The organism is Nocardia higoensis NBRC 100133, from assembly GCF_000308595.1.
Taxonomy (GTDB): domain Bacteria; phylum Actinomycetota; class Actinomycetes; order Mycobacteriales; family Mycobacteriaceae; genus Nocardia; species Nocardia higoensis.
Window position 1 is genome coordinate 45,672 of record NZ_BAGA01000132.1, and the last position, 26,393, is coordinate 72,064.

A 26,393-nucleotide genomic window follows, 5' to 3' on the forward strand; every position below is an offset into this window, starting at 1 on the left:
GGCAGACCGCGTCGAAGGCGGCGATGGTCTCCGGCGGCAGCGCCTCGCCGATGACGAAGACGTCGCGCAGCGAATCCAGTTCGCCCGGTTCGGCGTGGTTGGCGAAGACCGCGAGCATGGACGGCACGAAATCGGTGAGGGTGACCCCTTCGGCGGCGACGGTCTCGGCGAGGTAGCGCGGGTCGCGGTGGCCGTCGGGGGCGGCGAGGAGCAGGGTCGCGCCCGCGCGCAGCGGCAGGAAGTAACCCCACAGCGATACGTCGAAGGTGGTCGCGGTCTTCTGCAGGTAGACGTCGCCCGCGCGCACGCCGTATTCGGCGTGCATCCAGACGAGCTGGTTGACGATGGCGTGGTGACTGATCGACACGCCCTTGGGGCGGCCGGTCGACCCGGAGGTGAACAGCACGTAGGCGGGGTTCTGCGGGTACAGCGGGCCGCGCTCGGCCTCGGTGATGCGGGTCTGCGCGTAGCCGGAGAGGTCCAGCTCGTCCAGGTTCAAGGTCGGGACGTGCGCGGGAACCGAATCGGGCACGGTGAAGCCCGCGGTCGTGGTGGTGAGGATGGTGTGCGGGGCGGCGGTATCGATGATGTGACCGATGCGCTCGGCCGGATGCCCCGGATCCACGGGCACGTACGCGCCGCCCGCGCGCAGCACCGCGTACATCGCGACGACCAGTTCCACGCAGCGCGGCATCGCCAGCACCACCAGCGTCTCCGGGCCGACGCCGGTCGCGATGAGCAACCGCGCGAGGCGGTTGGCGCGGGCGGAGAGCTCGGAGTAGGTGAGCGTTTCGCCGTCGCCGGAGCGCAGCGCGATCGCCTCGGGGGTGCGGCGCACCTGCATGTCGAAACCATCGTGCAGGAAGCGCTCGGCGACCTTGTGGCCGCTGGCGTTCCAGCTGGTCACCACGTAGTCCAGTTCGCCCGCGTCGAGCAGTTCGATGTCGCCGACCGGCTGCTGCGGGTCGGCCAGGGCGGCGCGCAGCAGGCGGGTGAACTTCGCGGCGAACTCGGCCGCGGTCGGGCCGTCGAAAAGGTCGGCGGCATAGGTGAGTTCGGCGCGGTAGCCCTGCGCGTCACCGAGCGGTTCCGAGAGCGTGAGTTGCAGGTCGAACTTGGCGAAACCGGGGTCGAAATCGATCTGTTCGGCGCGTAGGCCGGGCAGGTCGAGGGCGACCGGGCCGATGTTCTGCATGAACAGCGCCACCTGGAACAGCGGGTGCCTGCTCTGCGAGCGGGCCGGGTTGACGGCCTCGACCAGCTGCTCGAACGGGATGTCGCGGTGGGCGAAGGCGCGCAGGTCGCGCTCGCGAGCGTGGGCGATGAGTTCGGCGAAGGTGCGCCCGCCGTCGACTTCGGTGCGCAGCACCAGGGTGTTGACGAACATGCCGACCACATCGTCGAGCACGGCCTCGCCGCGGCCCGCGATCGGTGTGCCGATCGCGATGTCGGTGGTGCCCGACAGGCGGGCCAGCAGTGCGGCCAGCCCGGCGTGCACGACCATGAACGGAGTCGCGTTGTGGCGGGCGGCGATCCGGTCGACGGCGGCGCGCAGGTCGGCGTCGAGGGCGAAGGCGTGGGTCGCGCCACGATAGGACGACACCGCGGGCCTGGGCCGGTCGGCGGGCAGATCCAGCTGCGCGGGCAGGTCGGCGAGTTCGGCGCGCCAGAAGTCCAGCTGCGCGGACAGGGCCGAGCCGGGGTCGTTCTCCTCCCCGAGCACCTCGCGCTGCCAGAGGGCGTAATCGGCGTACTGGACCTCGAGCGGGCGCCAGCCGGGCTCGGAACCGGCGCGGCGGGCGGCGTAGGCGGTGATCAGGTCGCGGATCAGCACGCCCATCGAGACCCCGTCGGCGGCGATGTGGTGCACGACGAAGACCAGGGAGTGGTCCTCGGGTCCGCTGCGCAGCAGGCGCACCCGCAGCGGCACCTCCTCGGCCACGTCGAAACCGCGCACGGCGATGGCCTGCACCGTTTCCACCAGCGCGGATTCCGGCACGTCGGTGGGGGTCAGCGCGGGCACCGGATGCACCGGGCGGACGAGTTGCACCGGGCCGGTCGCGGTCTGCGGGTAGACGGTGCGCAGGATCTCGTGGCGCGCGAGGACATCCGACATCGCGGCGTCGAGTGCGGCGGGATCGAGCGCGCCACGCAGGCGCAGGGCGACGGGGATGTTGTCGACCGCGCCCGCCGCGGGGTCGCGGCCGGAGTCGGTGCCGAGGCGGTTGAGGAACCACATGCGGCGCTGGGCGGGCGAGAGCGGGACCTGTTCGGGGCGCGGCCGGGCGACCAGCGGCGGGCGGGCGGAGGCGTTCGCGTCGCGTGCGGTGTCGCCGAGGGCGGCCAGCGCGGACACCGACGGACGGTCGAAGAAGTCCCGGACGTCGACGGTCACCCCGAGCGCCTCGCCGAGGCGGGCGATGGCGCGGGTGGCCAGCAGCGAATTCCCGCCGAGAGTGAAGAAGTCGTCGTCCGCGCCGACGCGCTCCGCACCGAGCAGATCGGCGAAGATCCCGGCGACCAGGCGCTCGGCCTCGGTCGACGGCTCACGGAATTCGGCTGCGCCGGAGGTGAAGTCCGGTGCGGGCAGGACGCGGCGGTCGAGCTTGCCGTTGGCGTTGACCGGCAGCGCGTCGAGTACCTGCAGCAGCGAGGGCACCATGTACTCGGGCAGCGCCGCGCGCGCCAGGTCGAGCACCGCGCCGGTGTCGAGCATCGGCACGCCCGGCGCCGGGACCACATAGCCGACCAGGTGGTCCCCGCCCGCGTGCTGGGCCAGCACGACCGCGGCCTGAGCGACCGCCTCCGAGCGCAGCAGCGCGGCCTCGACCTCGCCGAGTTCGATGCGCAGGCCGCGCAGCTTGACCTGGAAGTCGGTGCGGCCCAGATACTCCAGTTCGAGCGGGCCGCCGTCGCTACCGCCTGCCCAGCGCACCAGGTCGCCGGTGCGGTACATGCGATCGCCGGGCGCGCCGTGCGGGTTGGCGACGAACCGGTCGGCGGTCAGTCCGGGCCGGGCGACGTAGCCGCGCGCCAGTTGCACGCCGGCCAGATACAACTCGCCGACCACGCCGGTCGGGACCGGGCGCAGGCCGTCGTCGAGCACCAGCAGTTCGTTGTCGTCGGCGACGGTGCCGATCGGGACCGTGACGGTGTCGGCGGCGGTCACCTCGTGGGCGGTCACGTCGACGGTGGCCTCGGTGGGGCCGTAGGTGTTCTGCAGGGTCGCCCCGCTCACATCGCGCAGCGCGGCCGCGGTCGCGGCGGGCAGCGCCTCGCCGGAGGAGACAACCATCCGCAGCGCGTCCAGCGACTCCCCGCTGCTCGCCAGCTCGGCGACGAAGACCGCGAGCATCGACGGCACGAAATGGGCGATGGTGATGGCCCGTTCGGCCAGCAAGCGCACCAGATAGGCCGGGTCGCGGTGCCCGTCGGGGCGGGCGATGACCAGCCGCGCGCCGACCTGCAACGGCCAGAAGAACTCCCACACCGACACGTCGAAGGTGAACGGCGTCTTCTGGATCACCCGGTCGGTGGCGAGCATGGGATGCAGGCGCTGCCGCCAGCGCAGGTTCGCGATCACCGACCGATGCGAGACCGCCACGCCCTTGGGGCGTCCGGTGGAGCCGGAGGTGAAGATGACGTAGGCGATATTGTCCGGCCCGGGGCCCGGTAGCGGTTCCGGGTGCCCCGGCGCGGCCGGGGGCGCGGCCTCGAACTCGTCGATGCGCAGCACCGGGGCGCTGTCGAGCCCGGCGGGTTCGTCGGCGGTGGTGGTGAGCACCAGCACCGGGGCGGCGGTCTCGAGCACATAGGCGATGCGTTCGGCCGGATGCTCCGGATCGATCGGCACATAGCCGCCGCCTGCCTTCAGCACCGCGTACATGCCGACCAGCAGCTCGATCGACCGGCGCACGGCCAGCCCGACCAGCGCCTCCCTGCCGACCCCGAGGGTCACCAGATGCCTGGCCAGCGCTTCGGCGCGGGCGTCGAATTCCGCATAGGTGAGGACGGTGTCCTCGAATTCCAGCGCGATCGCCTCGGGGGTGCGCTGCACCTGCGCGGCGAATTCGGTCACCAGCGTCTCGACCGGCGCGAAATTCACCGGCAGCAGCGGAGCCGCGGCCAGCAGGGCGTCGTCGAGCAGCGCGTCGAGGACCTCGCCGAGCGCGCCCTCCCCCGCCTCCACCAGATCGGGCAGGCGGCCGGAGACGACCACCGAGATCAGGGCGTCGGGACTGAGCGCACCGCCCATCGCGACGCCGAGCGCGCCGATCTCGGCCGCGAGCTCCGCGTACCCGACCGCGCCTTCCAGGGTCCGCAGCGCGACGCGCCCCGGTTCCAGATCGGCGACGGTCTCGATCAGGCTCGGCAGGTCCGCCAGTCCGTAGGCGCGGCGCAGCGCGGCGTGCCGTTCGGTGCCAGGGCCGTTGCCGAGGCTGTTGCCGTGTCCACGGGGGGTGAGCGATTCTGCTCGAGACATCAGCTGTTCCTTTCGGAGACGAGGGAGTTCGTCTCGGCGAGAAGGGTTTTCAGCGCGGCGGCCAGACCTGCGCCGCCGAGCGCCGTGAGGATGCCGGGGACCAGCCCGGCGAGGGCGACATTGATGAGCGCTTCGGGTGAGGCCGCGGCGCCCATCGCCTTCGCGACGCCGGCCAGTTTCGCCTGGAGTTCGGCATAGGTGACCCGATGCTCGCCGTGCGCGAAAGCGACGGCCGTCGGTGCGAACTCGGCGGCGGCGGCGATCAATCCGGGCAGGTCCGCCATGGTGGCGGTCGCCGCGCTCGTCGCTGCCGTCCCCGGCGCGGCCGGGACCGGGTTCGTGCCCGCCGAGCGCCGGGCGGCTGGCTGCCGTTCGGCCTCGGTCCTGATGTCGATCGCGCGGACGGCGATCGACGGGTCCGCCACGACAGCGGCCAGCACCGCTTGCAAGCGCCCGGCCCAGCCGCGGACGGTGTCTGCGTCGAAGATGTCGACGGCGTAGGTCAGGCGCAGCGACAGCCCGCTGCGCTCGCCCGCTTCGTCGAACTCCTCGATACCGGTCAATTGCAGATCGAACTTGGCCTCGACGGGCGCCGGGTCGACGACCTCGACTGCCAGCCCGGGTAGTTCCACCCGGCCGGGGCGCATGTTCTGGAAGGCGAACATCACCTGGAACAGCGGGGTGTAGGCGCTGGACCTGGTGCGGCCGATGGCCTCGACGACCTGGTCGAACGGCACATCGGCGTGCGAGAGGGCGGCCAGGTCGCGCTTGCCGACCGCGCGCAGCAGATCGGCGAAGGCGGCGCGGGTGTCGATCTCGGTGCGCAGGGTCACCGTGTTGACGAACATGCCGATGAGATCGTCGATCTCGCGCAGGCCGCGCCCGGCCACCGGTGCGCCGATGGTGATGTCGGTGCTGCCGGAGAGCTTGGCCAGCAGAACCGCCAGCGCGGTGTGCAGCACGGTGAACAGCGTGGTGCCGTGCTCGCGGGCGAGGCGATCCAGTGCGCGGGTCGTCTCGGCGTCGAGGGCGGTCACCACGGTGTCGCCGCGCATGTCGCGATGCGCCGGTCGCGGGCGGTCGGTGGGCAGTGGCAGCACTTCCGGGGCGCCGGCCAGTTCGTCGCGCCAGTAGGCGATCTGGCGGTCGTGGGCGGAGTCCGGGTCGCCCGGACGGCCGAGCAGTTCGTGCTGCCAGACGCTGTAGTCGGTGTAGCCGATGGGCAGGGGCTCCCAGCTCGGCGCCCGGCCTGCCGCGCGGTCGACGTAGGCGCGGACGAGATCGCGGGTGAGGGGCAGCACGGAATAGCCGTCGCCGCTGATGTGGTGGATGACCACGACGAGCACGTGCTCGGCGGCGGCGCTCTCCCGAGCCGTGGCGGCCGATCGCGCGGTGCAGCGGAACAGGGCCGAGCGGATCGGCGGTGCGGCGGCGACGTCGAACCCGCGGCCGACGAATTCGGCCAGGCGGTCGGTCAGTTCGGCGGGATCGACCGGGATCGGGGTCAGGTCGACGGTGACCGACTCCGGGAGCAGCACTTCCTGGATCGGGCCGTCGGGACTGTCGGGATAGCGGGTGCGCAGCGTCTCGTGGCGAACCACCAGGTCCGCGACGGCGGCGGTGAGGGCGGCGTGGTCGAGCTCGCCGGTCAGGCGGATGGCGGCCGGAATGTTGTAGGCCGCGGAATCCGGGGCGAGGCGGTTGACCACCCACATGCGCTGCTGGGCGGGGGCGAGCGGGACCGGGCCGGCGCCGGTGCGGCGCACCAGCGGCGGGCGGGCGCCCGCGCCGTCGAGATCGCCGAGCCTGCGGGCCAGGGCCGCGACGGTCGGGGCGTCGAACACCTCGGCCACCGGGACGCGGACCTCCAGGGCGGCACTCAGGCGCGCCGCCAGTTTCGTTGCCAGCAGGGAGTTTCCGCCGAGGGCGAAGAAGTCCGAGCCGGAGCCGACCTGCTCCGCCCGCACGCCGGTGAGCTCGGCGAAGGTCGCCGCCACCAGTCGCTCCAGCGCACCGGCCGGGTCTGCGGAGCGTGCCTCGGCGAACACCGGCTCGGGCAGTTTCGCCCGGTCGACCTTGCCGTTGGCATTGAGCGGCAGGCGCGGCAGGACCACGATCGCGGCCGGGACCATGTAACCGGGCAGCCTGGTCGCCAGCTCGTCACGCAGGCGGGCCGCGAGTTCGGTCGCCGTCGGCGCGACCGGCCGCACGTCGGCGGCCTCGGCGGGCAGTCCGGCACTGGTCGCCGTCCCCGGCGAGAGGGCCGTACCCGGGGCCGATTCGACTCCGGCGGACGCGGCCTCGGAGGATTCGGCTCCAGCGGAAACCGGCCCGGCAGCGGCGAATTCGGCTGCGGCGGTGGCGAGTTCGTCTGCGGCTGCGGCGACGTCGGGCATCGCGACGTAGGCGACGAGACGGTCGCCCGCGTTCTCCCCCGCCGGGCGCGCGAGAGCCACGGCCGCACGGACGCCGGGGAGGGTGAGCAGGGCGGATTCGACCTCGGCGAGTTCGATGCGGAAGCCGCCGATCTTGACCTGGAAATCGGCGCGCTCGAGGTATTCGAGGGTGCCGTCGGCGCGCCACCGGACGATGTCGCCGGTGCGGTACATCCGTGCGTCGGGGGTGTCGAGGTGCGCGCCGAAGGGGTCGGCGACGAAGCGGTCGGCGGTGAGGTCGACGCGGCCGTGGTAGCCGCGGGCGAGTTGGGTGCCCGCGAGGTAGAGCTCGCCCGCGACGCCGACGGGGACCGGCTGCAGGCGGCGGTCGAGGACGTAGACGCGGCTGTTCCAGGCGGGAGCGCCGATGGGGACGGTGTGGGCCGGGGCCTCCCGCACCTCGTGGGCGGTGATGGAGACGGCGGCCTCGGTGGGGCCGTAGAGGTTGTGCAGGATCGCGCCGGTGTGGGCGGCGCGGTGCAGGAACTCGGTGGCGGTGGCGGGTGGCAGGGCCTCGCCGATGGCCAGCACGTGGCGCAGCGCCGGGGGCAGGTCCGCCGCGGCGGCGAGCAGCATGGTGACCAGGGACGGGACCGCGAACAGGACGGTGACGCCGTATTCGTCCATGGTGGCGCGCAGCCGGTCCGGGTCGCGCTCGGCGCCGGGCGCGGTGACGATCAGGCTGCCGCCGGACAGCAGCGGGCCCCAGAACTCCCAGACCGACAGGTCGAAGGTGGCGGGGGTCTTCAGCAGGCTCACCGTGGCGGCGCCCAGCCCGTAATGCACACGCAGCCAGCGGATCTGGTTGACGACGGCGGCGTGCGGGACGGTCACGCCCTTGGGACGTCCGGTGGAGCCGGAGGTGAAGATGATGTAGGCCGGATGCTCCGGGCGCAGGGGGCGGAGGCGTTCCTCGTCGCGGATCGGAGCGGCCGAGGGCCACGTCCGCTCCGGAAGCGACGCCGGCTCCGGGACCCGCATCGACACCGGCTCCGGCACGAAAGCCCAGGCGGATGTCGGCTGCGGCTGCGCGAGAACGCGGTCGATGTCGATCACCGGGAGTTCGGTGGCGATCGGCATGCCGTCGGCCGAGGTGGTGAGCACGCAGATCGGGGCGGCGGTCTCGACGATGTAGGCGATGCGCTCGGCCGGGTGATCGGGGTCGATCGGCACGTACGCGCCGCCTGCCCGGACCACGGCGTGCATGGCCAGCACCAGTTCGATGGAGCGGCGCATGGCCAGGACGACGGTCGTTTCGGGGCCGACGCCCGCGCGGATCAGGATGCGAGCCAGGCGATTGGCGTCGGCGTCGAACTCGCCATGGGTGAGGGTGCGCGCACCCGCCGGGCGGGCTGCGTCCGGGGCGGCGACAGATGCTGCGTGGCCGTCGGCGGGCGCCACAGCCGGGGCGGTGCGCCCCGGCTCCACGACAGCGGGAGCTACCGCCGAGGTGGTGCGGTCGGGCTCGATGAGGGCGACAGCGTCCGGGGTGCGGGCGGCCTGGTCGGCGGCGAGGTCGGCGAGAGTGGCGGGCGGCAGCGGGCGGGTGGTGGCGTTCCAGTCGACGAGCATGCGGCGGCGCTGCTGGGCGCCGAGCAGGTCGATCTCGCCGACGGCGATGTCCGGGCGGGTGGCGACGGTGTCGAGGACAGTGCGCAGCTGGTCGGCGAAGCGGCGCACGGTGGTGGCTTCGAACAGGTCTTCGGCGTAACCGAGGACCAGACGGATGCCCTGCGGCGTGCCGTCGGTGCCGTAGGTGTCGAAGGCGAACAGGTGCAGGTCGAATTGCGCCACACCGCTGTCGAATTCGATCTCCGACACGGTGAGGCCGGGCAGTTCGAGGGTGCCGCGTTCGTGGTTCTGGAAGGAATAACCGACCTGGAACAGGGGGTGGCGGGCGGTGGAGCGCTCGGGGTTGAGCACCTCCACCAGGCGTTCGAAGGGGACGTCGGCGTGACCGAAGGCGGCGATGTCGGCGGCCTTGGCCTGATCGAGCAGGGCGGCGAAGGTGTGGCCGCCGTCGACGCGGGTGCGCAGGACCAGGGTGTTGACGAACATGCCGATCACGGCGTCGAGCTCGGCTTCGCCGCGGCCGGCGACGGGAGTGCCGACGGCGATGTCGTCACCGCCGGACAGTCGCGCGAGCAGCGTGGCGAAGGCGGCGTGCACGACCATGAACAGGGTGGCGCCCGTGTCGCGGCCGAGAGCCACCAGGCGGGTGTGCAGGTCGGCGTCGACGGCGAATTCGACGAGTCCGCCGCGCAGGCTCTGCTTGGCCGGGCGCGGGTGGTCGGTGGGCAGGGCGAGCTGATCGGGCAGGCCCGCCAGCGTGTCGGTCCAGTAGGCGAGCTGCTCGGCGGCGCGCGAGGCCGGGTCGTTCTCGTCGCCGAGCAGATCGCGTTGCCACAGCGCGTAATCCGCGTACTGGATCGGCAGCGGCTGCCAGGCCGGGGCCGTGCCGGCCACGCGCGCGGTGTAGGCGGTCATCAGGTCGCGGACGAACGGCACGGTGGACGAGCCGTCGGCGGCGATGTGGTGCAGCACGCCGACGAGCACGTGCTCGGTGGCCGCCGCACGCAGCAGCCACAGTCGCACGGGCACCTCGGCGGTGACGTCGAAGGGGATCTCGACGAGTTCGCGGATACGTTGCGCCAGTTCGGCTTCGGCGACCTCGCGCGGATCGGGGAGCAGGGCGACCTCGCCCGCGGGCAGGATCTGCTGGACCGGCTCGCCGTCGACCTCGGGATAGCGGGTGCGCAGCGATTCGTGCCTGGCCACGACATCGGCGACGGCGGCACGCAAGGCGGCCACATCGAGGTCACCGGTCAGGCGCAGGGCCATCGGGATGGTGTAGGCGGTGGAGGCGGCGTCGAAGCGGTTGAGGAACCACATGCGCTGCTGGGCGGGCGAGAGCGGCAGCCGATCCGGACGGACGCCGGCGACCAGCCGCGGGCGGGTGGAACCGCCTGCCTCGGCGACCACGGTGGCCAGCTCGGCCACGCGCGGCGACTCGAAGAGGGCGCGGACCGAGACCTGGCGGTCCAGGGCGGCGCCGATCCGGGCGGCGGCCTTGGCTGCGAGCAGGGAGCTGCCGCCGAGGGCGAAGAAATCGTCGTCCGCGCCGACCCGCTCGTCGGCGGACCTGGCGAGCACCTCGGCGTAGACGCCGGCGATGATCTCCTCGACCGGACCGGTCGGCTCGCGGTAGGCGGTGCCGGTGAACACGGGCGCGGGCAGCGCGGCGCGATCGAGTTTGCCGTTGACCGTCAACGGGATCCGATCGATCCGCACCAGCGCGGCGGGGACCATGTGCTCGGGCAACAGGCGAGCCAGCCGGTCGCGCAGCGCCGCGGTGTCGAGCGGTCCGGCCGCGGCCGGGTCCGTTGCCGGGGAAGTCGACGCGGCGCGCGCGGCGACCACATAACCGACGATGCGGTCCTCGGCCTGGTCGTTGCGCACGACGACGGCGGCCTCGGCCACCTCGGGCAGGTCGAGCAGGGCCGTTTCGATCTCGCCGAGTTCGATGCGGAAGCCGCGCAGGTTCACCTGCTGGTCGGCGCGGCCGAGGTATTCGAGATCGCCTTCGGCGGTCCAGCGGGCCAGGTCACCGGAGCGGTAGGCGAGCGCGCCGGGGGCGCCGTAGGGGTCGGCGACGAAGCGCGCCGCGGTCAGGCCGGGCCTGCCGAGATAGCCGCGCGCCAATTGGCCGCCGGAGACATAGATTTCGCCGGGAACGCCGACCGGGACCGGGCGCAGGCGGGCGTCGAGCACACGCACGGTGAGGCCGGGCAGGGCGCCGCCGATCACGCTCGCCGATCCGGAACCCGAGTCGAGCACGCGATGCGAGACGTGCACGGTGGTCTCGGTGATGCCGTACATGTTCACCATGCGCGGGCCGTGCCGGTAGCGACCCAGCCAGCCGCCCAGGCGCTGGGGTTCGAGCGCTTCGCCGCCGAAGATCACGTAGCGCAGGGCGTAATCCGCCGGTTCCCCGGCGGCGTCGGCGGCCGCGAGCTGATAGAAGGCCGAGGGTGTCTGGTCGAGAACGGTCACCCGCTCGTCGATCAACAGGCGGCGGAACTGTTCGGGCGAACGCGAGGTGAAGTAGTCGACCAGGACCACGCGACCACCGGTGAGCAGCGGCCCCCACAGTTCCCACACCGAGAAGTCGAAGGCATAGGAGTGGAACATCGTCCACACATCGGCCGGGCCGAAGCCGAACAGCTCGGCGCTGTTGTCGAGCAGGCGCAGCACATTGCGGTGCGGGATCACCACGCCCTTGGGGCGGCCGGTGGAGCCGGAGGTGTAGATGACGTAGGCCGGGTGGGCGGGCCGGAGCGGCGTACGGCGCTCGGCGTCGGCGAGCGGGGCCGAGCAGTGGTAGCGGGGATCGACGTCACGGGTGAGATCGACGACCGGGCCGTCGAACCAGTCGCGGATCCGCGGGCTGCCGGGGCCGGTCAGCGCGCACACCGGGTGCGCGTCGGCGAGCATGTACTCGATGCGGTCGGCCGGATAGTTCGGGTCGATCGGCAGGTAGCCGCCCCCGGCCTTGAGCACCGCCAGCAGCGCGACGACCAGGTCGGGGGTGCGGGCCATCGCGACCGCGACCAGGCTCTCCGGGCCGACGCCCGCCGCGACCAGCCTGCGGGCCAGCCGGTTGGACCTGGCGTCGAGTTCGCCGTAGGTGAGCGTCTCGCCGGCGCCGCGCACCGCGACGGCGGCCGGGTCACGGTGCGCGACGGCGGCGAAACGATCCGCCAGCGTCTCGGTGACCTCGCCCGCGCGATCGGGGCCGGTGCTCGACCACTCGTACAGGGCGCGGCGCTGTTCCTCGGCGGAGAGCAGCTGGATATCGCCGACCACCACGGTCGCGTCGGCGGCCACGCCGTCGAGCACCTGGGTGAAGCGGCGGGCCAGCACCGCGATCGAGGCGGCGTCGAAAAGGTCGGTGGCGTAGGTGATCTCGATGTCCATGCCGTCGGCGCGACCGTCGGCGTCGGTGTCTTCGCGGACGGTGAACTGCAGGTCGAACTCGGCGGCCACGGCCGGGAGCGGCAGCTCCGCGACCCGCAGGCCGGGTAGTTCCAGCTCGGGCACGGTGAAGTTCTGCACCGTCAGCGCCACCTGGAACAGCGGGTGGCGGTTGCGGGCACGGGTCGGCGCGAGCACCTCGACCAAGCGCTCGAAGGGCAGGTCGGGATGGGACAGCGCTTCGAGGTCGCGACGGCGGGTGTCGTCGAGAACGGTCTCGAACCTGGCGCGGGTGTCGATGTGGGTGCGCAGCACGAGGGTGTTGACGAACATGCCGACCATGCCATCCAGGCCCTGCTCGCCGCGCCCGGCGACCGGGGTGCCGATGGCGATGTCCTCGGCACCCGACAGGCGGGCCAGCAGCACCGCGAGGGCGGCGTGCACGGTGGTGAACAGGGTGGCCTCGCGCTTGCGGGCCAGCTCGCGCAGTTCGCTGTGCAGATCGGCATCGATGCGCAGGCGGTGGGTGGCGCCCCGGTTGCTCGGCACGGCCGGGCGCGGGCGGTCGGTGGGCAGGTCGAGCTGCTCGGGCAGGCCGTCGAGGGTGCCGCGCCAGAACTCGAGCTCGCGGTGGGCGCGGGAACCGGGGTCGGTGTCGTCGCCGAGCAGATCGGCCTGCCAGAGGGTGTAGTCGGCGTAGTGCACCGGCAGCGGCCGCCACTGCGGGGCCGAGCCCGCACGACGGGCCGCGTAGGCGGTCATGAGGTCGGCGGCCAGCGGGCCGAGGGAGAAGCCGTCGGCGCAGATGTGGTGCAGGACGACCAGCACGACATGGTCGTCGCCGGGCAGCGTGAACAGTGCCGCGCGGACCGGGATGTCGACGGTCAGGTCGAAGGTCGCGGCGATGCTCGCGGTCAGGCGGGCGGGCAGGTCCGCCTCCTCGACGCGCAGGGCACGCAGGGTCGCGACCCGCTCCCGCACGGTGTCCGCGGGCAGGATCACCTGATGCGGGCCGTCGGCGTCGGCGGGGTGGACGGTGCGCAGCGATTCGTGCCGGGCGATCACGTCGTGCAGGGCGGCGGTGAGGGCCGCTTCGTCCACGCTGCCGGTCAGGCGCAGGGCGACCGGGATATTGCTGACCGCGTCGCCGAGGCCGTCGGCGTCGGCGAGGAAGCGGTTGAGGAACCAGATCCGCTGCTGGGCGGCCGAGAGCGGGATGCGGTCGGGGCGCGGCCGGGCGGTGAGGGCGGGGCGGGCCCCGGTGCCGCGCAACGGTTCCACCCGTTCGGCCAGGGCCTGCACGGTCGAGGCGTCGAAGATCAACCGGACCGGGATCTGAGCGTCCAGGGCCGCGCCGAGACGGGCGGCGAGCTGCGTGGCGGTCAGCGAGTTGCCGCCGAGGGCGAAGAAATCGTCGTCGAGACCGATACGCGCAGCGTCGTCGAGACCGACACGGTCGTTGCCGAGCAGACCGGCGAAGACGGTGGCCACGATCTGCTCGGTGGCGGTGACCGGGGCGCGGTAGGCGACGGCTTCGAAGACCGGTTCGGGCAGTGCGCGGCGGTCGAGCTTGCCGGAGGCGTTGAGCGGGAATTCGGCCAGCGAGACATAGGCGGCGGGCAACATGTACGCGGGCAGGCGGGCGGCCAGCGCGGCCCGGACGGCGTCGAGATCCAGGGTGACGGCCGGGTGGGGGTCGGCAGGGATCACATAGGCGATCAGCTGCTCGCCGTCCCGGGCCACCACGACGGCCTGGGCGATCTCGTCGATGTCGGTGAGGGCCGCCTCGATTTCGCCGAGTTCGATGCGCAGGCCGCGCACCTTCACCTGGAAGTCGGTGCGGCCCAGATAGATCAGTTCACCGTCGGCCGACCAGGTGACCAGGTCGCCGGTGCGGTACATCCGCGCGCCAGGGGTGAAGGGGTCGGCGACGAAACGGTCGGCGGTGAGGTCGGGGCGGGCGACATAGCCGCGCGCGAGCTGCACGCCGGCCAGGTACAGCTCGCCGGGGACGCCCGCGGGTACCGGGCGCAGCCAGCTGTCGAGCACGTGGACAGCGGTGTTCGCGACCGGCAGGCCGATCGGCACGGTGTGGAGGTCGGCGTCGGTGACCTCGTGGAAGGTCACGTCGACGGCGGCCTCGGTGGGGCCGTAGAGGTTGTGCACGCGGGCGCCGGTGCGGGCGCGCAGCCGGTGTGCGGGAGCGGGGGCGAGCGCCTCGCCGGAGCAGAACACCTGGCGCAGCGATCCACAGGTGTCCACAGTCCGTTCGGCGACGAACACCGCCAGCATCGATGGCACGAAGTGCGCGACGGTGACGCCCTCGTCCGCGATCAGCTCGGCCAGGTAGCGCGGGTCGCGGTGCCCGCCGGGCGCGGCCAGGACCAGGCGTGCGCCGATCTGCAGTGGCCAGAAGAACTCCCACACCGACACGTCGAAGGTGGCGGGGGTCTTCTGCAGCACCACATCGCTCGCGTCCAGCCGGTACTGCTGCTGCATCCAGCGCAGCCGGTTGACGATGGCGGCGTGGCCGACCGCGACGCCCTTGGGGCGGCCGGTGGAGCCGGAGGTGAAGATGACGTAGGCGGTGTGGCCGGTGCGCAGCGGAGCGAGCCGTTCGGCATCGGTCAACGGCGCGCCGGAATTGGCGGTGGTGTCGAGGCGGTCGAGGTCGAGCACCGGCCAGCGGCGGGCGTCCGCGCCGGGCGGCAACTCCAGGCCGTCGCCCGCGCGGGTCAGCACGCAGACCGGACGGGCCGTGCGCAGCACGTGGTCGAGGCGCTCGGCCGGGTGCTCCGGGTCCAGCGGGACGTAGGCCGCGCCGGTCGCCAGGACCGCGTACATGGCGACCACCAGATCCGTGGAGCGCTGGATGCCCAGTGCGACAGTGCGTTCCGGTCCCGCGCCGAAGGAGACGAGCAGGCGGGCCAGCCGGTTCACCCGGATCGAGAGTTCCCGGTAGGTGAGGTGACTGCCGTAGAACGACAGCGCCACGGCGTCGGGGGTGCGGGCTGCCTGCTCCTGGAACAGCGAGATCAGGGTGGCGGGCGGGCCCAGCTCCCGGCCGGTGGCATTGCGGGCGGCGAGCGCGGCGCGTTCGCCCGCGGCGAGGATGTCGATGTCGCCGATGCGCACGCCGGGGTCGGCGCACACCGTGTCCAGCACGATCCGCAGCCGGGCGGCGAACCCGGCGATGGTGAGCGGGTCGAACAGGTCGGTGGCGTATTCGAAGACCGCGTCGAAGCCCTCGCCGGTCTCGACCAGGCTGAGCTGCAGATCGAATTTCGCTGTCTCGCTGTCGATGTCGAGGACGGCGGCACTCAATCCGGCGGTCTCGATCTCGGCGGCGGGGGTGTTGTTGAGGTCGAGCATGACCTGGAACAGCGGGTGCCTGGCGGCCGAGCGCCGCGGCTCGAGCGCCTCGACCAGCCGCTCGAACGGGACCTCGGCGTGGTCGAAGGCGCGCAGATCGGCCGTGCGCACCGCGGCGATCAGATCGGTGAAGCGCTGCTCGGGACGCACCTCGGCGCGCAGCACCAGCGTGTTGACGAACATGCCGACGAGCTCGTCGAGGGCGGCCTCGCCACGCCCCGCGACCGGCGTGCCCAGGACGATGTCGCGCTCGCCGGACAGCTTGGCCAGCAGGGTGGCGAAGGCGGCGTGCAGCACCATGAACAGTGAGGCGCCGGTGCTCTCGGCGATCTCGCGCAGGGTGCGCGCGGTGTCGGCGGGCAGGTGGAAGCGGTGCCGGGCGCCGTGCCCGGAAGCCTCGGCGGGACGCGGACGGTCGGTGGGCAGGGTGAGCAGCTCCGGCAGTCCGGCCAGCTCGCTGGTCCAGAAGGCGAGCTGACGGGCCAGCAGCGACTCGCGGTCGTCGGCGGAGCCGAGCAGGTCGCGCTGCCAGAGGGTGAAATCGGCGTACTGGACCGGCAGCGGTGACCATTCGGGTGCGGCGCCCCCGCGTCTGCTCTCGTAGGCGCACAGCAGGTCACGGGTCAGCGGGGCCACCGACCAGCCGTCGGCGGCGATGTGGTGCAGCGAGACCACCAGCACGTGCGCCTCGGCGTCCACCCGAAGCAGGGTGAGCCGGACCGGCGGACGGACCGTGACATCGAAGGGCTGCGCGGCGAGTTCGCGGACGCGGGCGGGCACGGCGTCCGCGTCGACGTCGGCGATCTCGAGCGCGACACCGGCCTCGGCCGGCTCGCACACCTGCTGGTGGGCGATGCCGTTCACGGCGGGATAGCGGGTGCGCAGCACTTCGTGCCTGGTCACCAGATCGGTCACCGCGGCGGCGAGGGCGTCGTGGTCGAGCGGGCCGCTGATCCGCAGCGCGGTGGTCAGGTTGTTGGCCCGGGAGTCGGCGTCGAAGCGGTTGAGAAACCACATGCGCTGCTGGGCGTAGGACAGTGGGACGTACTGCGGGCGGGAGCGGGCCAGCAGCGGGGCGCGACCGCCCGAGCCCGCCAGTGGGGCCAACGCGGCGGCCAGGCCGGCCACCGTGGCGGTCTCGAAGACCAGCCGCACGGGGACGGTGGTGTCCAGCGCCGCGCCGAGGCGGGCGACCAGGCGGGTGGCGATCAGCGAGTTGCCGCCCAGGTCGAAGAAGTCGTCGTCGAGCCCGACGCCGGGGGTGGCGGCGATGCCGAGCACCTCGGCGAACACGGCGGCCACGGCCCGCTCGACGCCGGTGACCGGCGCACGGAACTCGCCGGAGCCGAAGTGCGGTGCGGGCAGGGCGGTCCGGTCCAGTTTGCCGTTCGGGGTGAGCGGCAGGGCATCGAGCACCGTGATCGACGCGGGCACCATGTGCGCGGCCAGCCGGGTGCGCAGGCTCGCGCGCAGTTCGGCGGGATCGAGTCCGGCGACGCCGCTGGGCCGCGGAACGACGTAGGCGGCGAGTTGATCTCCCCGCGCGTCGTCGGTGTGCACGACGACAACCGCGTGCGCGACCGCCGGGTGCGCGGACAGCGCCGCTTCGATCTCGCCGAGTTCGATGCGGAAACCGCGGATCTTCACCTGAGCGTCGTTGCGGCCCAGATACTCCAGCTGCGTGCCGCCGGATTCCAGGGTCCAGCGCACGAGGTCGCCGGTGCGATACATACGCTGCCCGGGCGCCCACGGGCAGGCGACGAACCGTTCGGCCGTGGTGGCGCGCCTGCCGTGATAGCCGCGGGCCACCGGCGCGCCCGCGACATACAGCTCACCGGCCACCCCGACCGGCACCGGACGCAGCCGCGCGTCGAGCACCCACTCGCGGACCCCGCGCAGCGGCGCGCCGATGGTGACGCGGGCGCCGGGCTCGGCCGGACCGCTGATGTCGACCGCCACGGTGGCCTCGGTCGGGCCGTAGGCGTTGACGAGCCTGCGTCCCGCGGCCGACCAGCGGCGCACCAGCTCCGGCGGGCACGCTTCACCGCCCGCCACGAGAACCCGCAGATCCGGCACATCGGCCGGGTCGATGGACATGGCGCCGGAGGGGGTCATGATCGAGTGCGTGACCCGGTGGCGGCGCAGGAATTCCACCAGCTCGGCGCCGAAGCGGGCTTCTTCCGGCGCGACGACGAGGGTGGCCGCGGAGTCGAAGGCCATCAGCATCTCGGAGACGGTGATGTCGAACGAGGGCGATCCGACATGCAGCACCCGGGCCGCGGAGTCGACGGGATAGCGGGCGGTCTGCTCGGCGGCGAATCCGGCGACGCCGGCCTGGGTCACCAGTACGCCCTTGGGCAGGCCGGTGGAGCCGGAGGTGTAGATGACGTAGGCCAGGTTGCCCGGGCGCAGCGGGCGCACCCGCTCGAGGTCGCGCACCGGCTCGGCGCCGAACCGGGCGCAGTGGAAACCGAATTCGACATCGTCGAGGGCGAGCCAGGGTGCGTCCGCGCCGATGGCGGGCAGGCCGTCGCGCAGGTCCGCGAGCGTGAGGCCCGATGCCGCATCGCAATCGCGCACCATGTGCTCGATCCGCTCGGCCGGGTAGCTGGGATCGACCGGCACCCAGGCCGCACCGGCCTTGGCGATCGCCCAGACGGCGGTGACGAAGGCGGGCGAGCGGGGCACGGCGAGGGCGATCACGTCGTCGGGGCCGATGCCCCGATCGATCAGCGCCCTGGCCAGCCGGGACGAGACGGCGTCGAGCTCGCGGTAGGTCATCGTACGGTCGTCGGCGCACACCGCGATCCGGTCCGGCGCCGCGGCGGCAGCGGCGGCGAACAGATCCGGCAGCAGGGTGTTCGCCAGGGCGGGCACGTCACCGCGGGTGGTGAGGGCCAGCTGCTCGGCAGGTTCGAGCAGGGGCAGTTCGTCGACCCGGGCGGCCGGATCGGCGGTGACGGCGTCGAGCAGGCGCACCAGCCGGCCGGCGAGGACGGCGACCGTGTCCGGGTCGAAAAGCGCCGTCGCGTAGGTGAATTCGGTGGCAATCCCCGCCGGTGCCGATCCTTCCCCGAGATCGGCACCGGCGAAGAGCTCGGTGACCTCGATCGACAGGTCGAACTTGGTCACTCCGGTGTTCACCGTACTCGTTCGCACCGAAACCTCGGGGAGGTCGAGGCTCATGTCGCCGGTTACCGCTGCCGACAACGCAATTTGGAATATCGGATGCCAGGCCTGCGCGCGCGTCGGGCGCAACGCGTCGACCAGTTGCTCGAAGGGCACGTCGGCGTGCGCGAAGGCGGCCAGGTCCCGCTCGCGCACCGTGCGCAGCAGGTCACGGAAGGTTTTCCGGCCGTCGATCCGGGTGCGCAGCGGCAGCGTGTTGACGAACATGCCGACCAGGGCGTCCAGGCCCGCGGCGTCCCGGCCGCCGATGGGCGCGCCGATCACCACGTCGTCGGCGCCGGTCAGCCGCGACAGCAACACCGCGAGCGTCGCGTGCATCAGCATGAAGGTGGAGACGCCTTCGGCGCGGGCGAGTTCGACTGCGCGCGCGTGTGATTCCGCCGGAATCTCGACGCGGTGGATCGCGCCCGCACCGTCGGCGATCGCGGGACGCGGCCGGTCCGAGGGCAGTTCGAGATGCTCGGGCGCACCCGCCAGCTCGGTCGACCAGAAGGCGAGCTGCCGGGCCGTCGGCGAGTCGGGATCGTCTGCCGCGCCGAGCCTTTCACGCTGCCACACGGCATAGTCGGCGTACTGCATCGGCAGCGGCGACCACTGCGGCGCCGAGCCGGCGCGGCGGGCGGTGTAGGCGGCGGCGGTGTCGGCGGCGAGCACCGGTAGCGACAGACCGTCGGCGGCGATGTGGTGCAGCACGATCGCCAGCGCGTACTCCCCCGCACCGATCAGGAAAAGCGCTACCCGGAACGGGATCTCGCGTTCCAGCGCGAACGGACGGGCGGCGAACGCGGACACCGCGGCGTCGAGTTCGCCCGCGGCGACGAACTCCACGGCCACCGTCAGACCGGCGACCGGCAGGATCTCCTGACGCGGCGCGCCGTCGGCGTCGACGGGGAACACCGTGCGCAGCACTTCGTGCCGGTCGATCACGTCGTTGAGCGCCGCGTGCAGGGCGGCCACGTCGAGCGCGCCGCTCAGGCGAAGGACGAACGGCATGTGATAGCCGATCCCGTCCTGTTCGAACCGGCTCAGGAACCAGATCCGCTGCTGGGCAGGGGAGAGCGGAACCAGCGGCGGCCGCGGCACCACCCGCAGCCGGCGGCTCGCGCCGCCGCCGGTCCCGCCTGCCCGCTCGATCAGTTCGGCGAGATCGCGCACCGTGGTGGCGGTGAACATATCGCGAACCGAGAGCGCGCAGTCGAGGTCGGCGGCCAGCCGGGCGGCCACCTGCGTGGCCACCAGGCTGTTGCCGCCGAGAGCGAAGAAGTCGTCGTCACGGCCGATGGGCACACGCCCGAGGACTTCGGAAAAGACCTTCGCGACAGCAGCTTCCATCGGCGTCGCGGGCTCGGCGTAGGTGAGGACCGCGCGTTCCGGGGTGGGCAGCGCGGCCCGGTCGAGCTTGCCGGAGGCATTGACCGGCAGGGCGTCGAGCACGACATAGGAGGCGGGCGCCATATAGGCGGGCAGCGCGCTGAGCGCCGCGGTGCGCAGTCGCTCGGGACGCACCCCGCCCGGCTCGGCCTCGACCACATAGCCGACCAGCTGCTCGCCCACGCCCGCGTCGTCGCGGACCACCACGACCGCGCGCACCACGCCGTCCACCTCGGACAGCACCGATTCGATCTCGCCGAGCTCGATGCGCAGGCCGCGCAGCTTGACCTGGAAATCGGTGCGCCCCAGATATTCCAGCTCGCCGTCGATGGTCCAGCGCACCAGATCGCCGGTGCGATACATCCGGGCGCCCGGCGCGGACGGGCCGGCTGCGGCGGCGAACGGATCGGCGACGAACCGGTCGGCGGTCAGGCCGGGCCGGGCGAGATAACCCCGGGCGAGCTGTACCCCCGACAGATACAGCTCACCCGGCGCCCCGACCGGAACGGGCCGCAACCGCGAGTCCAGCACGTAGAGTCGCGTGTTGAAGACCGGCGCGCCGATCGGAACCGTCGCGATGTCGGTGTCGGTCACCTCGTGGAAGGTGACGTCGACCGCCGCTTCGGTCGGTCCGTAGAGATTGTGCAGTCGTGCGCCCGTGAGCACCCGCAGGCGCTGGGCGGGCGCGGCGGGTAACGCCTCGCCGGAGGCGAACACCTGGCGCAGCGAATCGGCGATCTCGCCGTCGTGCCCGCCGAGGAACGCCTCCAGCATGGAGGGCACGAAATGCGCGGTGGTGATGCCGTGTTCGGCGATGACGCGGCGCAGCACGGCGGGATCGCGGTGGTCGTCGGGCCGGGCGAGTACCAGCCGCGCGCCGACCTGCAACGGCCAGAAGAACTCCCAGACCGACACGTCGAAGGTGGCCGGTGTCTTCTGCAGCACCACATCGGCCTCGGTGAGCCGGTAGGTCTGCTGCATCCACACCAGCCGGTTCACGATCGCCTCGTGGGTGACGGCCACGCCCTTGGGCAGGCCGGTCGAGCCCGAGGTGAAGATGACGTAGGCGAGGTGGCGCGGGCGCAGCGGGCGTCGGCGCTCGCGATCCCATACCGGGCCGTCCGGGTAGCCGGCCAGGTCGAGTTCGTCCAGCCGCAGCACCGGCGCGGCGGTCTCGGGCGGTTCGATGTCGCCGGTGCTCAGCACGCACATCGGTGCCGCCGTCCGCAGGATATGGGCGGTCCGCTCGGCGGGGTGATCGGGGTCGAGCGGCACGTACGCGCCACCGGCGGCCAACACCGCGTACATCGCGATCACCAGCTCGGGCGAGCGGCGGAAATGCAGTGCGACCAGGCTTTCCGGTCCGACGCCCCGGTCGATGAGGTGCCGGGCCAGCCGGTTCACCGCGGCGTCGAGCGCGCGGTAGGTGAGGCCTGCGGTGGGGTCGCCCGCGTAATCCAGGGCGGGCGCGTCCGGGGTGCGCGCCGCCTGGGCCGCGAACATCGAGACCAGGGTGGGCGGCTGGGCGAGGCCGGGGGTGAGCGCGGCGCGCACGTCGAAGCCGGTGTTGTTCCAGATCCTGGTGCTGACCTCGAGTTCGAGATCGGTGGTCACCGGGATGTCCGCGAGGTCGTCCTCGGGGCCGGCGTCGACCAGGCGGGCCAGGTAGCCGAGGAAGCGGGCATGGTGGCGGGCCAGATCGTCGGCGCGGTAGAGGTTCGGGTTCGCCTCGAAATCGACGTGCACGCTGTCGCGCTCGCCGTAGTAGACGTTCATGCTCAGGTCCTCGATCGGACCGGTGGACAGCACGTGGTAGCGGCCGACCGTGTCACCCAGGCGCAGGTCACGGCCGAAGAGCATGATGTTGGCCAGCGGGCCGAACAGCGCACGGTGCGCGGGACGGCCGTCGTGCTCGGCGTCGCGGCGGATGTCCTCGTGCCGGTAGCGCTGGTGGCGCAGGGCCCCGGCCAGCTCGACGCGGGTCGCGCGCAGCAGCGCGGCCCAGCCGGTCTCGCCGACCGGCAGCCGCAGCGGCACGATATTGGACAGCATGCCGGTCGAGCGGCGCATGGCGGCGGTGGTGCGCGCGGTGACCGGCAGGCTCAGCACCACATCGGAGCGGTCGGTGAGCCTGCCGAGATAGCCGGCGAAGGCGGCGATGAGCACCGCCGCGATGGTCGAATCCTGGTCGGCGGCAATGGTGTTCATCCGTTCGATCAGCGCGTGCGGCAGCGGCCTGCCGACCACCAGATTGCTCGCGGCACGGGCGGCGGCCCGACCGTCCAGGCTGGTCACGCTGTCCAGGCCGGCCACCCGCTCGGCCCAGTACGCGCGATCGGACTCGAACCGGCTGCTCGTGCGGTAGGTCTGTTCGCCGGCCACCAGCTCGGCCAGCGCGGCGGGGCGCACCCGCGTGGGCTCCTCGCCGCGGACCCGGGCGGTGTAGAGTTCGGCGACGCGCTGGGTGTTGATCAGCGCGGCGTAGCCGTCGAGCACGATGTGGTGCGCGCGCAGGTACCAGAACCAGCGGCGGTCGCCGACGCGCAGCACCGCGCCCCGGGTGAGGCGGTCGCGCAGCAGGTCGACGGGGGCGGCGGCGTCGGCGCGCATCCACTCGGTCGCCGCGGCCACCGGGTCGGCGTGCTCGCGCATGTCGATGATCGTCATCTCGCGGGACAGCTCGGGGTCCACACACTGGTGCGGCACCCCGTCGATCTCGCACAGCCGCACGAAGCCGGAGCCGTAGTCCAACGCGGCCTGCGGCGAAACCTCCTGCAGCAGTTCGACATCCAGGTCGCCGCGCAGGTCGACGTACTGCGCGATATTGATCGGGGTCTGCGGATCGAGCAGCTGCGCGTACCAGACGCCCAGTTGCGCGGGCGAGAGCGGGAAGTGCTGCGCGTCGCGCCGGTCGGGAGCGTTCTCGCCGGGCCGCGCGCCGAATCCATCCAACTCCGTACCGTGCACCAGAGCCTCCTTGACCGGTGAAAGAACCACTGCCCGAGGGGCTTTCGGGCAGCACCGATCAGCCCGCTACCGGTCGCGACGACCGGACGCGGGCGGGCGGCATGCCCCCACGGGCGTTTTTCGGCGAGAGCGCGATCGGTGACGATGTCACCCGCGCGGGATCCGACAGATTGCGTTGAACGAGACGGCGGACTCACGGTCCGCCAACCGTGGCGGAGCGGGCTCCGCGCCGGGTGGGACTAGCTTGTGATCGTTCCTCCAACTTTCGCCGCCTGCGGCCTCCGATCGAGACCCGGCTGTGTTCTCTGCGTCACACGATCGTTGCGTGCACTGCGAACATTAGGCGGTGAACGAATAAAAAGTAACCTGTTCCACCGAAATATTTCGGTCAAGTGTCCAGATTGTCTTACAGGGTAGAAAACGCAGGACAGCGGCTATCGCGCGGAGCCCGGGGCTTCCACGTGGTGAGCTATCACACTGTCAGGTGTGCAGACTATGAGCCGAAACGTTGCATCCGCGTTGCATCGGCGCCCAACCTGCGGTCGAGCACCCGGATCTTGGCCTCGATCTGCGCATACAGTGGCGAATCGCGATCGACCGAGGTGCGATAGACGGCCCAGGCCGCGGCATCGTCGCGCCCGTCTGCACTGGAGGTCCATCGGCGCAAGACCCCACTGTCATGGGAGGCCAGCACCGCGGTGCGCAACCGGACCCGCAACTCGTCGCGGATGTCGACGATCCCGGGCGCGGTGGAGCGCGGCAGCACCGGACCGGCATGGAGGCGTAATGCGGATTCGACATCACCGGAGTCGAGCGCGGCGCGCAGCGCGTCGACATCGGTTGCGACCGGAACACGCAGGCGGTAGGGGCGCGAACCGAACACCGTCGGACCAACCACCGAACGCAATCGCGATACGGCCGCGCGGATGGTGCCGTTGTCCAGATCGGTGTCGTCGAGCAACAGGGCCAGATGGTCGGCGCCGAGCCCCTCGGGGTGCTCGGCGAGCAGGAGCAGGATCTCGGCGTGGCGCTGCGACAGCGGCACCCGCTCCCCCGCGATGGTCAGCTGCGGCTGCCCCTGCCCGAGCACTTCCAGCCCGAGCGAGCGCGCCTCGGCGGGCCGGGCGGGTCCGTTCCCGCCGGCCGCATCGGCCCGGCCGGAACGCATCGCGGTGAGCACCAGGTCCATCTCCGCCGCGGTGGCCGTGGCCTTCACCAGCGCCAGGATCTCGGGCCGGGCGACCCGCACGCCACCTGCCACCATCAGCACGCCGACGAGCCTGCCGTCCGGATCGTGCACGGGCGCGGCGGCGCAGGTGATCTGGTGCATCCGATGCAGGAAGTGCTCGGGGCCGTGGATCCAGGCCGCGCGCCCGGTGCGCACCACCAGGCCCGCGGCATTGGTGCCGATGCGGCGTTCACTCAGGTCGTCACCGGCCCGCAGGCCGACCTCGGCGGCGGCGGCCACCCGATCGGGGTTGCCGTGCACCGAGAGCACCCGGCCGAACTGGTCGGCGACGGCCACGATCAAGCCGGTGCGCGCGGCGTCCTGGACGAGCAGTTTGTCGATCAGCGGCATCAGCGGGGCCAGCGCGTGCGCCTCACGGTAGCGATGCAGATCGGCGCCGCGCAGACCGCGCTCGTTGAGCACATCCATCGGATCGACGCCGCTGCGCAGGCTGCGCAGCCAGGAATCCAGCACGAGGGGGCGCAGCAGGCCCGCCAGCTGCGAGAGCTGTTCGCCGCCCGCGCTGAGGTATCCGTGAGCTTGTGCGGCATAGGCTTCCAGTGCGCCGAGCTGCGTGCCCGGCTCGACGCGGTGCCGTGGGGGCCGCCCACCTGCGAGATTGCTGACCATTTGCCTTTCTTTCCGCTCCAAACCTTACCGGCGCGCCATACCCGGCGAGGGAAGGATCTTCGGTTTGTCCCGCAGGTCACAGCGCGGCGACTCCCCGGCGAATTGTGACTTACTTGTCTTTCTGAATACCCGGGCGAGCCGTCCGCTCACCTCGGCAGATGGGCCGCGCGCTCGGCGATCATCACCACACTCGCCTGCGGACCACGGCTCAGCGGCACCGGCACCACGGACAGATCCACCACGGACAGGCCGCCTACACCGTGCACCCGCAGGCCGTGGTCGACCACGGCGCGCTCGTCGTGCGCGGCGCCCATCCGGCAGGTTCCGGCCAGATGCTGGGAGGTGCCCAGCCGCTCGCGCAGCCAGGCGGCGGCCCGCGGATGGGTGGCGGAGGGCACCCTGGTGAGGATCCGCGCGCCGGGAATGCGCGACAGCAATTCTTCCGCCAGCGCCGCGGCGTCCAGCAACCGCGCCCGGTCGGCCGACTCGGACAGATAGCGATGCTCGATCAGCGGCCCCGCGAAGGGATCGCCCGCGCGCAGCCGCAGTACACCCGCGGAGTGCGGCCGCATGAGCGCGATCCCGAGACGGCGTACGCCCGGCGTGAATTCGACCGTGTAGGGCCGCAATTCGATGTCGTCGAGATCGAGGACGTACTCGAGCGGGACCGTCGGCGGCGGTTCCGTGCCGGATTCCGAGTCGACGCGGTAGTCGAGACCGATCTCCGGGTGATCGGTGAACCACTGCCCCACCGGCGCCGCGTGTACCGGCGTGCTGCCCGCTCCGATCGACCCGGCGTCCGGGCCGATGCCCGAACGCAGCAACAGCACAGCCGTTTCCACGGCGCCCGCGCACAGCACGACACGGTCGGCCCAGGCCGTCTCGGTCGCGCTACCGCACCGGAATTCGACTCCGACGGCACGGCCGTGCCGGAACAGCACCCGCGACACCGTGGCCTCGCCCCGGACGCGCAGGTTCGGCCGGTGCGCGGCGGGCAGCAGGTAGGCCGCGGCGGTGCCGATCCGCATTCCGGCGTCGATATTGCAGGGCACCCGGGCCAGACCGGTCTCGGGTCCGGCGCCCGGCACGGCATTGAGGTCTTCGCGTTCGGGTATCCCGAGCGAGCCCGCGGCAGTGGCGAACTCGCGACTGATGGGGCCCGGATGGGCGGCGCGGACCACCGGGATCGGGCCGGTGCGGCCGTGGCCGGGGCGGTCACCGAAGTCCTTGTCGGACTCGCTGCGCCGGTAGGCGTCGAGCACGGTGCCGAAGTCCCAGCCGGGGCCGCCCGCGACGCCGTCCCACGCCGCGAAGTCGGTGGCTCGCGCCCGCCCGAAGTAGCTGCCGTTCACCGAACTGGAGCCGCCGAGCGCTCGCCCGCGCACCAGCTCGCCCAGCACCGGGCCGCCCGGGTAGCCGGGGCCGCCTCCCGCCCGGTGCGCACCGCGCGATCCGCCCGCATCGTCCGCGGCATCGCGTTCGCCGCCCGCAGGTCTGTCGGCGGCCGCCTCGCCGCCGGGCGACAGGACGGTGCGGTAGCGCCAGAGCCAGGCGGCGTCGGGATCGAGCGGCATCCGGGTCGCGTCGAGCAAGGCTGGGGGGAAGGCCGCGGGATCGAGCCGGACCCGGCCCGCTTCCAGGACCGTGACCGTGTGCGACGGGTCCTCGGTGAGGCGGGCGGCCAGGACGCAGCCCGCGGTCCCGCCCCCGACGATCAGGGTGTCGGTCATCGGCGACCCCGCGC

4 protein-coding genes (1 of these 4 only partly in view) are annotated in these 26,393 nt (G+C 72.4%); all 4 read right to left on the bottom strand.

Going from position 1 to position 26,393, the window contains the following annotated elements; translation table 11 throughout:
• Positions 1-4,483, bottom strand: the beginning of a protein-coding gene (locus tag ON26_RS34740; RefSeq protein ID WP_040798720.1) for a non-ribosomal peptide synthetase. Its footprint begins 21,413 nt before the window's first position; the window shows 4,483 of its 25,896 coding nt (coding positions 1-4,483); its start codon is at positions 4,481-4,483; its stop codon lies beyond the left edge, outside the window.
• Entirely contained in the window at positions 4,483-22,791 is an 18,309-nt protein-coding gene (locus tag ON26_RS23760) for a non-ribosomal peptide synthase/polyketide synthase (RefSeq protein ID WP_245546014.1), read from the bottom strand. Before ON26_RS23760 ends, ON26_RS34740 begins: the two co-directional genes overlap by 1 nt.
• 493 nt (positions 22,792-23,284) lie before the next feature.
• Positions 23,285-24,649 (bottom strand): GAF domain-containing protein, encoded by a 1,365-nt coding sequence (locus ON26_RS23765; protein ID WP_040798724.1) that lies wholly within the window; start codon positions 24,647-24,649, stop codon positions 23,285-23,287.
• Positions 24,650-24,795: 146 nt separating this feature from the next.
• On the bottom strand, positions 24,796-26,379 hold the full coding sequence (gene mftG, locus ON26_RS23770) for a mycofactocin dehydrogenase MftG (RefSeq protein WP_040798726.1): 1,584 nt from the start codon (positions 26,377-26,379) through the stop codon (positions 24,796-24,798).
• Positions 26,380-26,393 lie beyond the last annotated feature (14 nt).

Coding starts and splice junctions, on each gene's coding strand:
- ON26_RS23765 (WP_040798724.1), bottom strand. CDS start 24,649: ATGGTCAGCAATCTCGCAGGTGGGCGGCCCCCACGGCACCGCGTCGAG.
- mftG (WP_040798726.1), bottom strand. CDS start 26,379: ATGACCGACACCCTGATCGTCGGGGGCGGGACCGCGGGCTGCGTCCTG.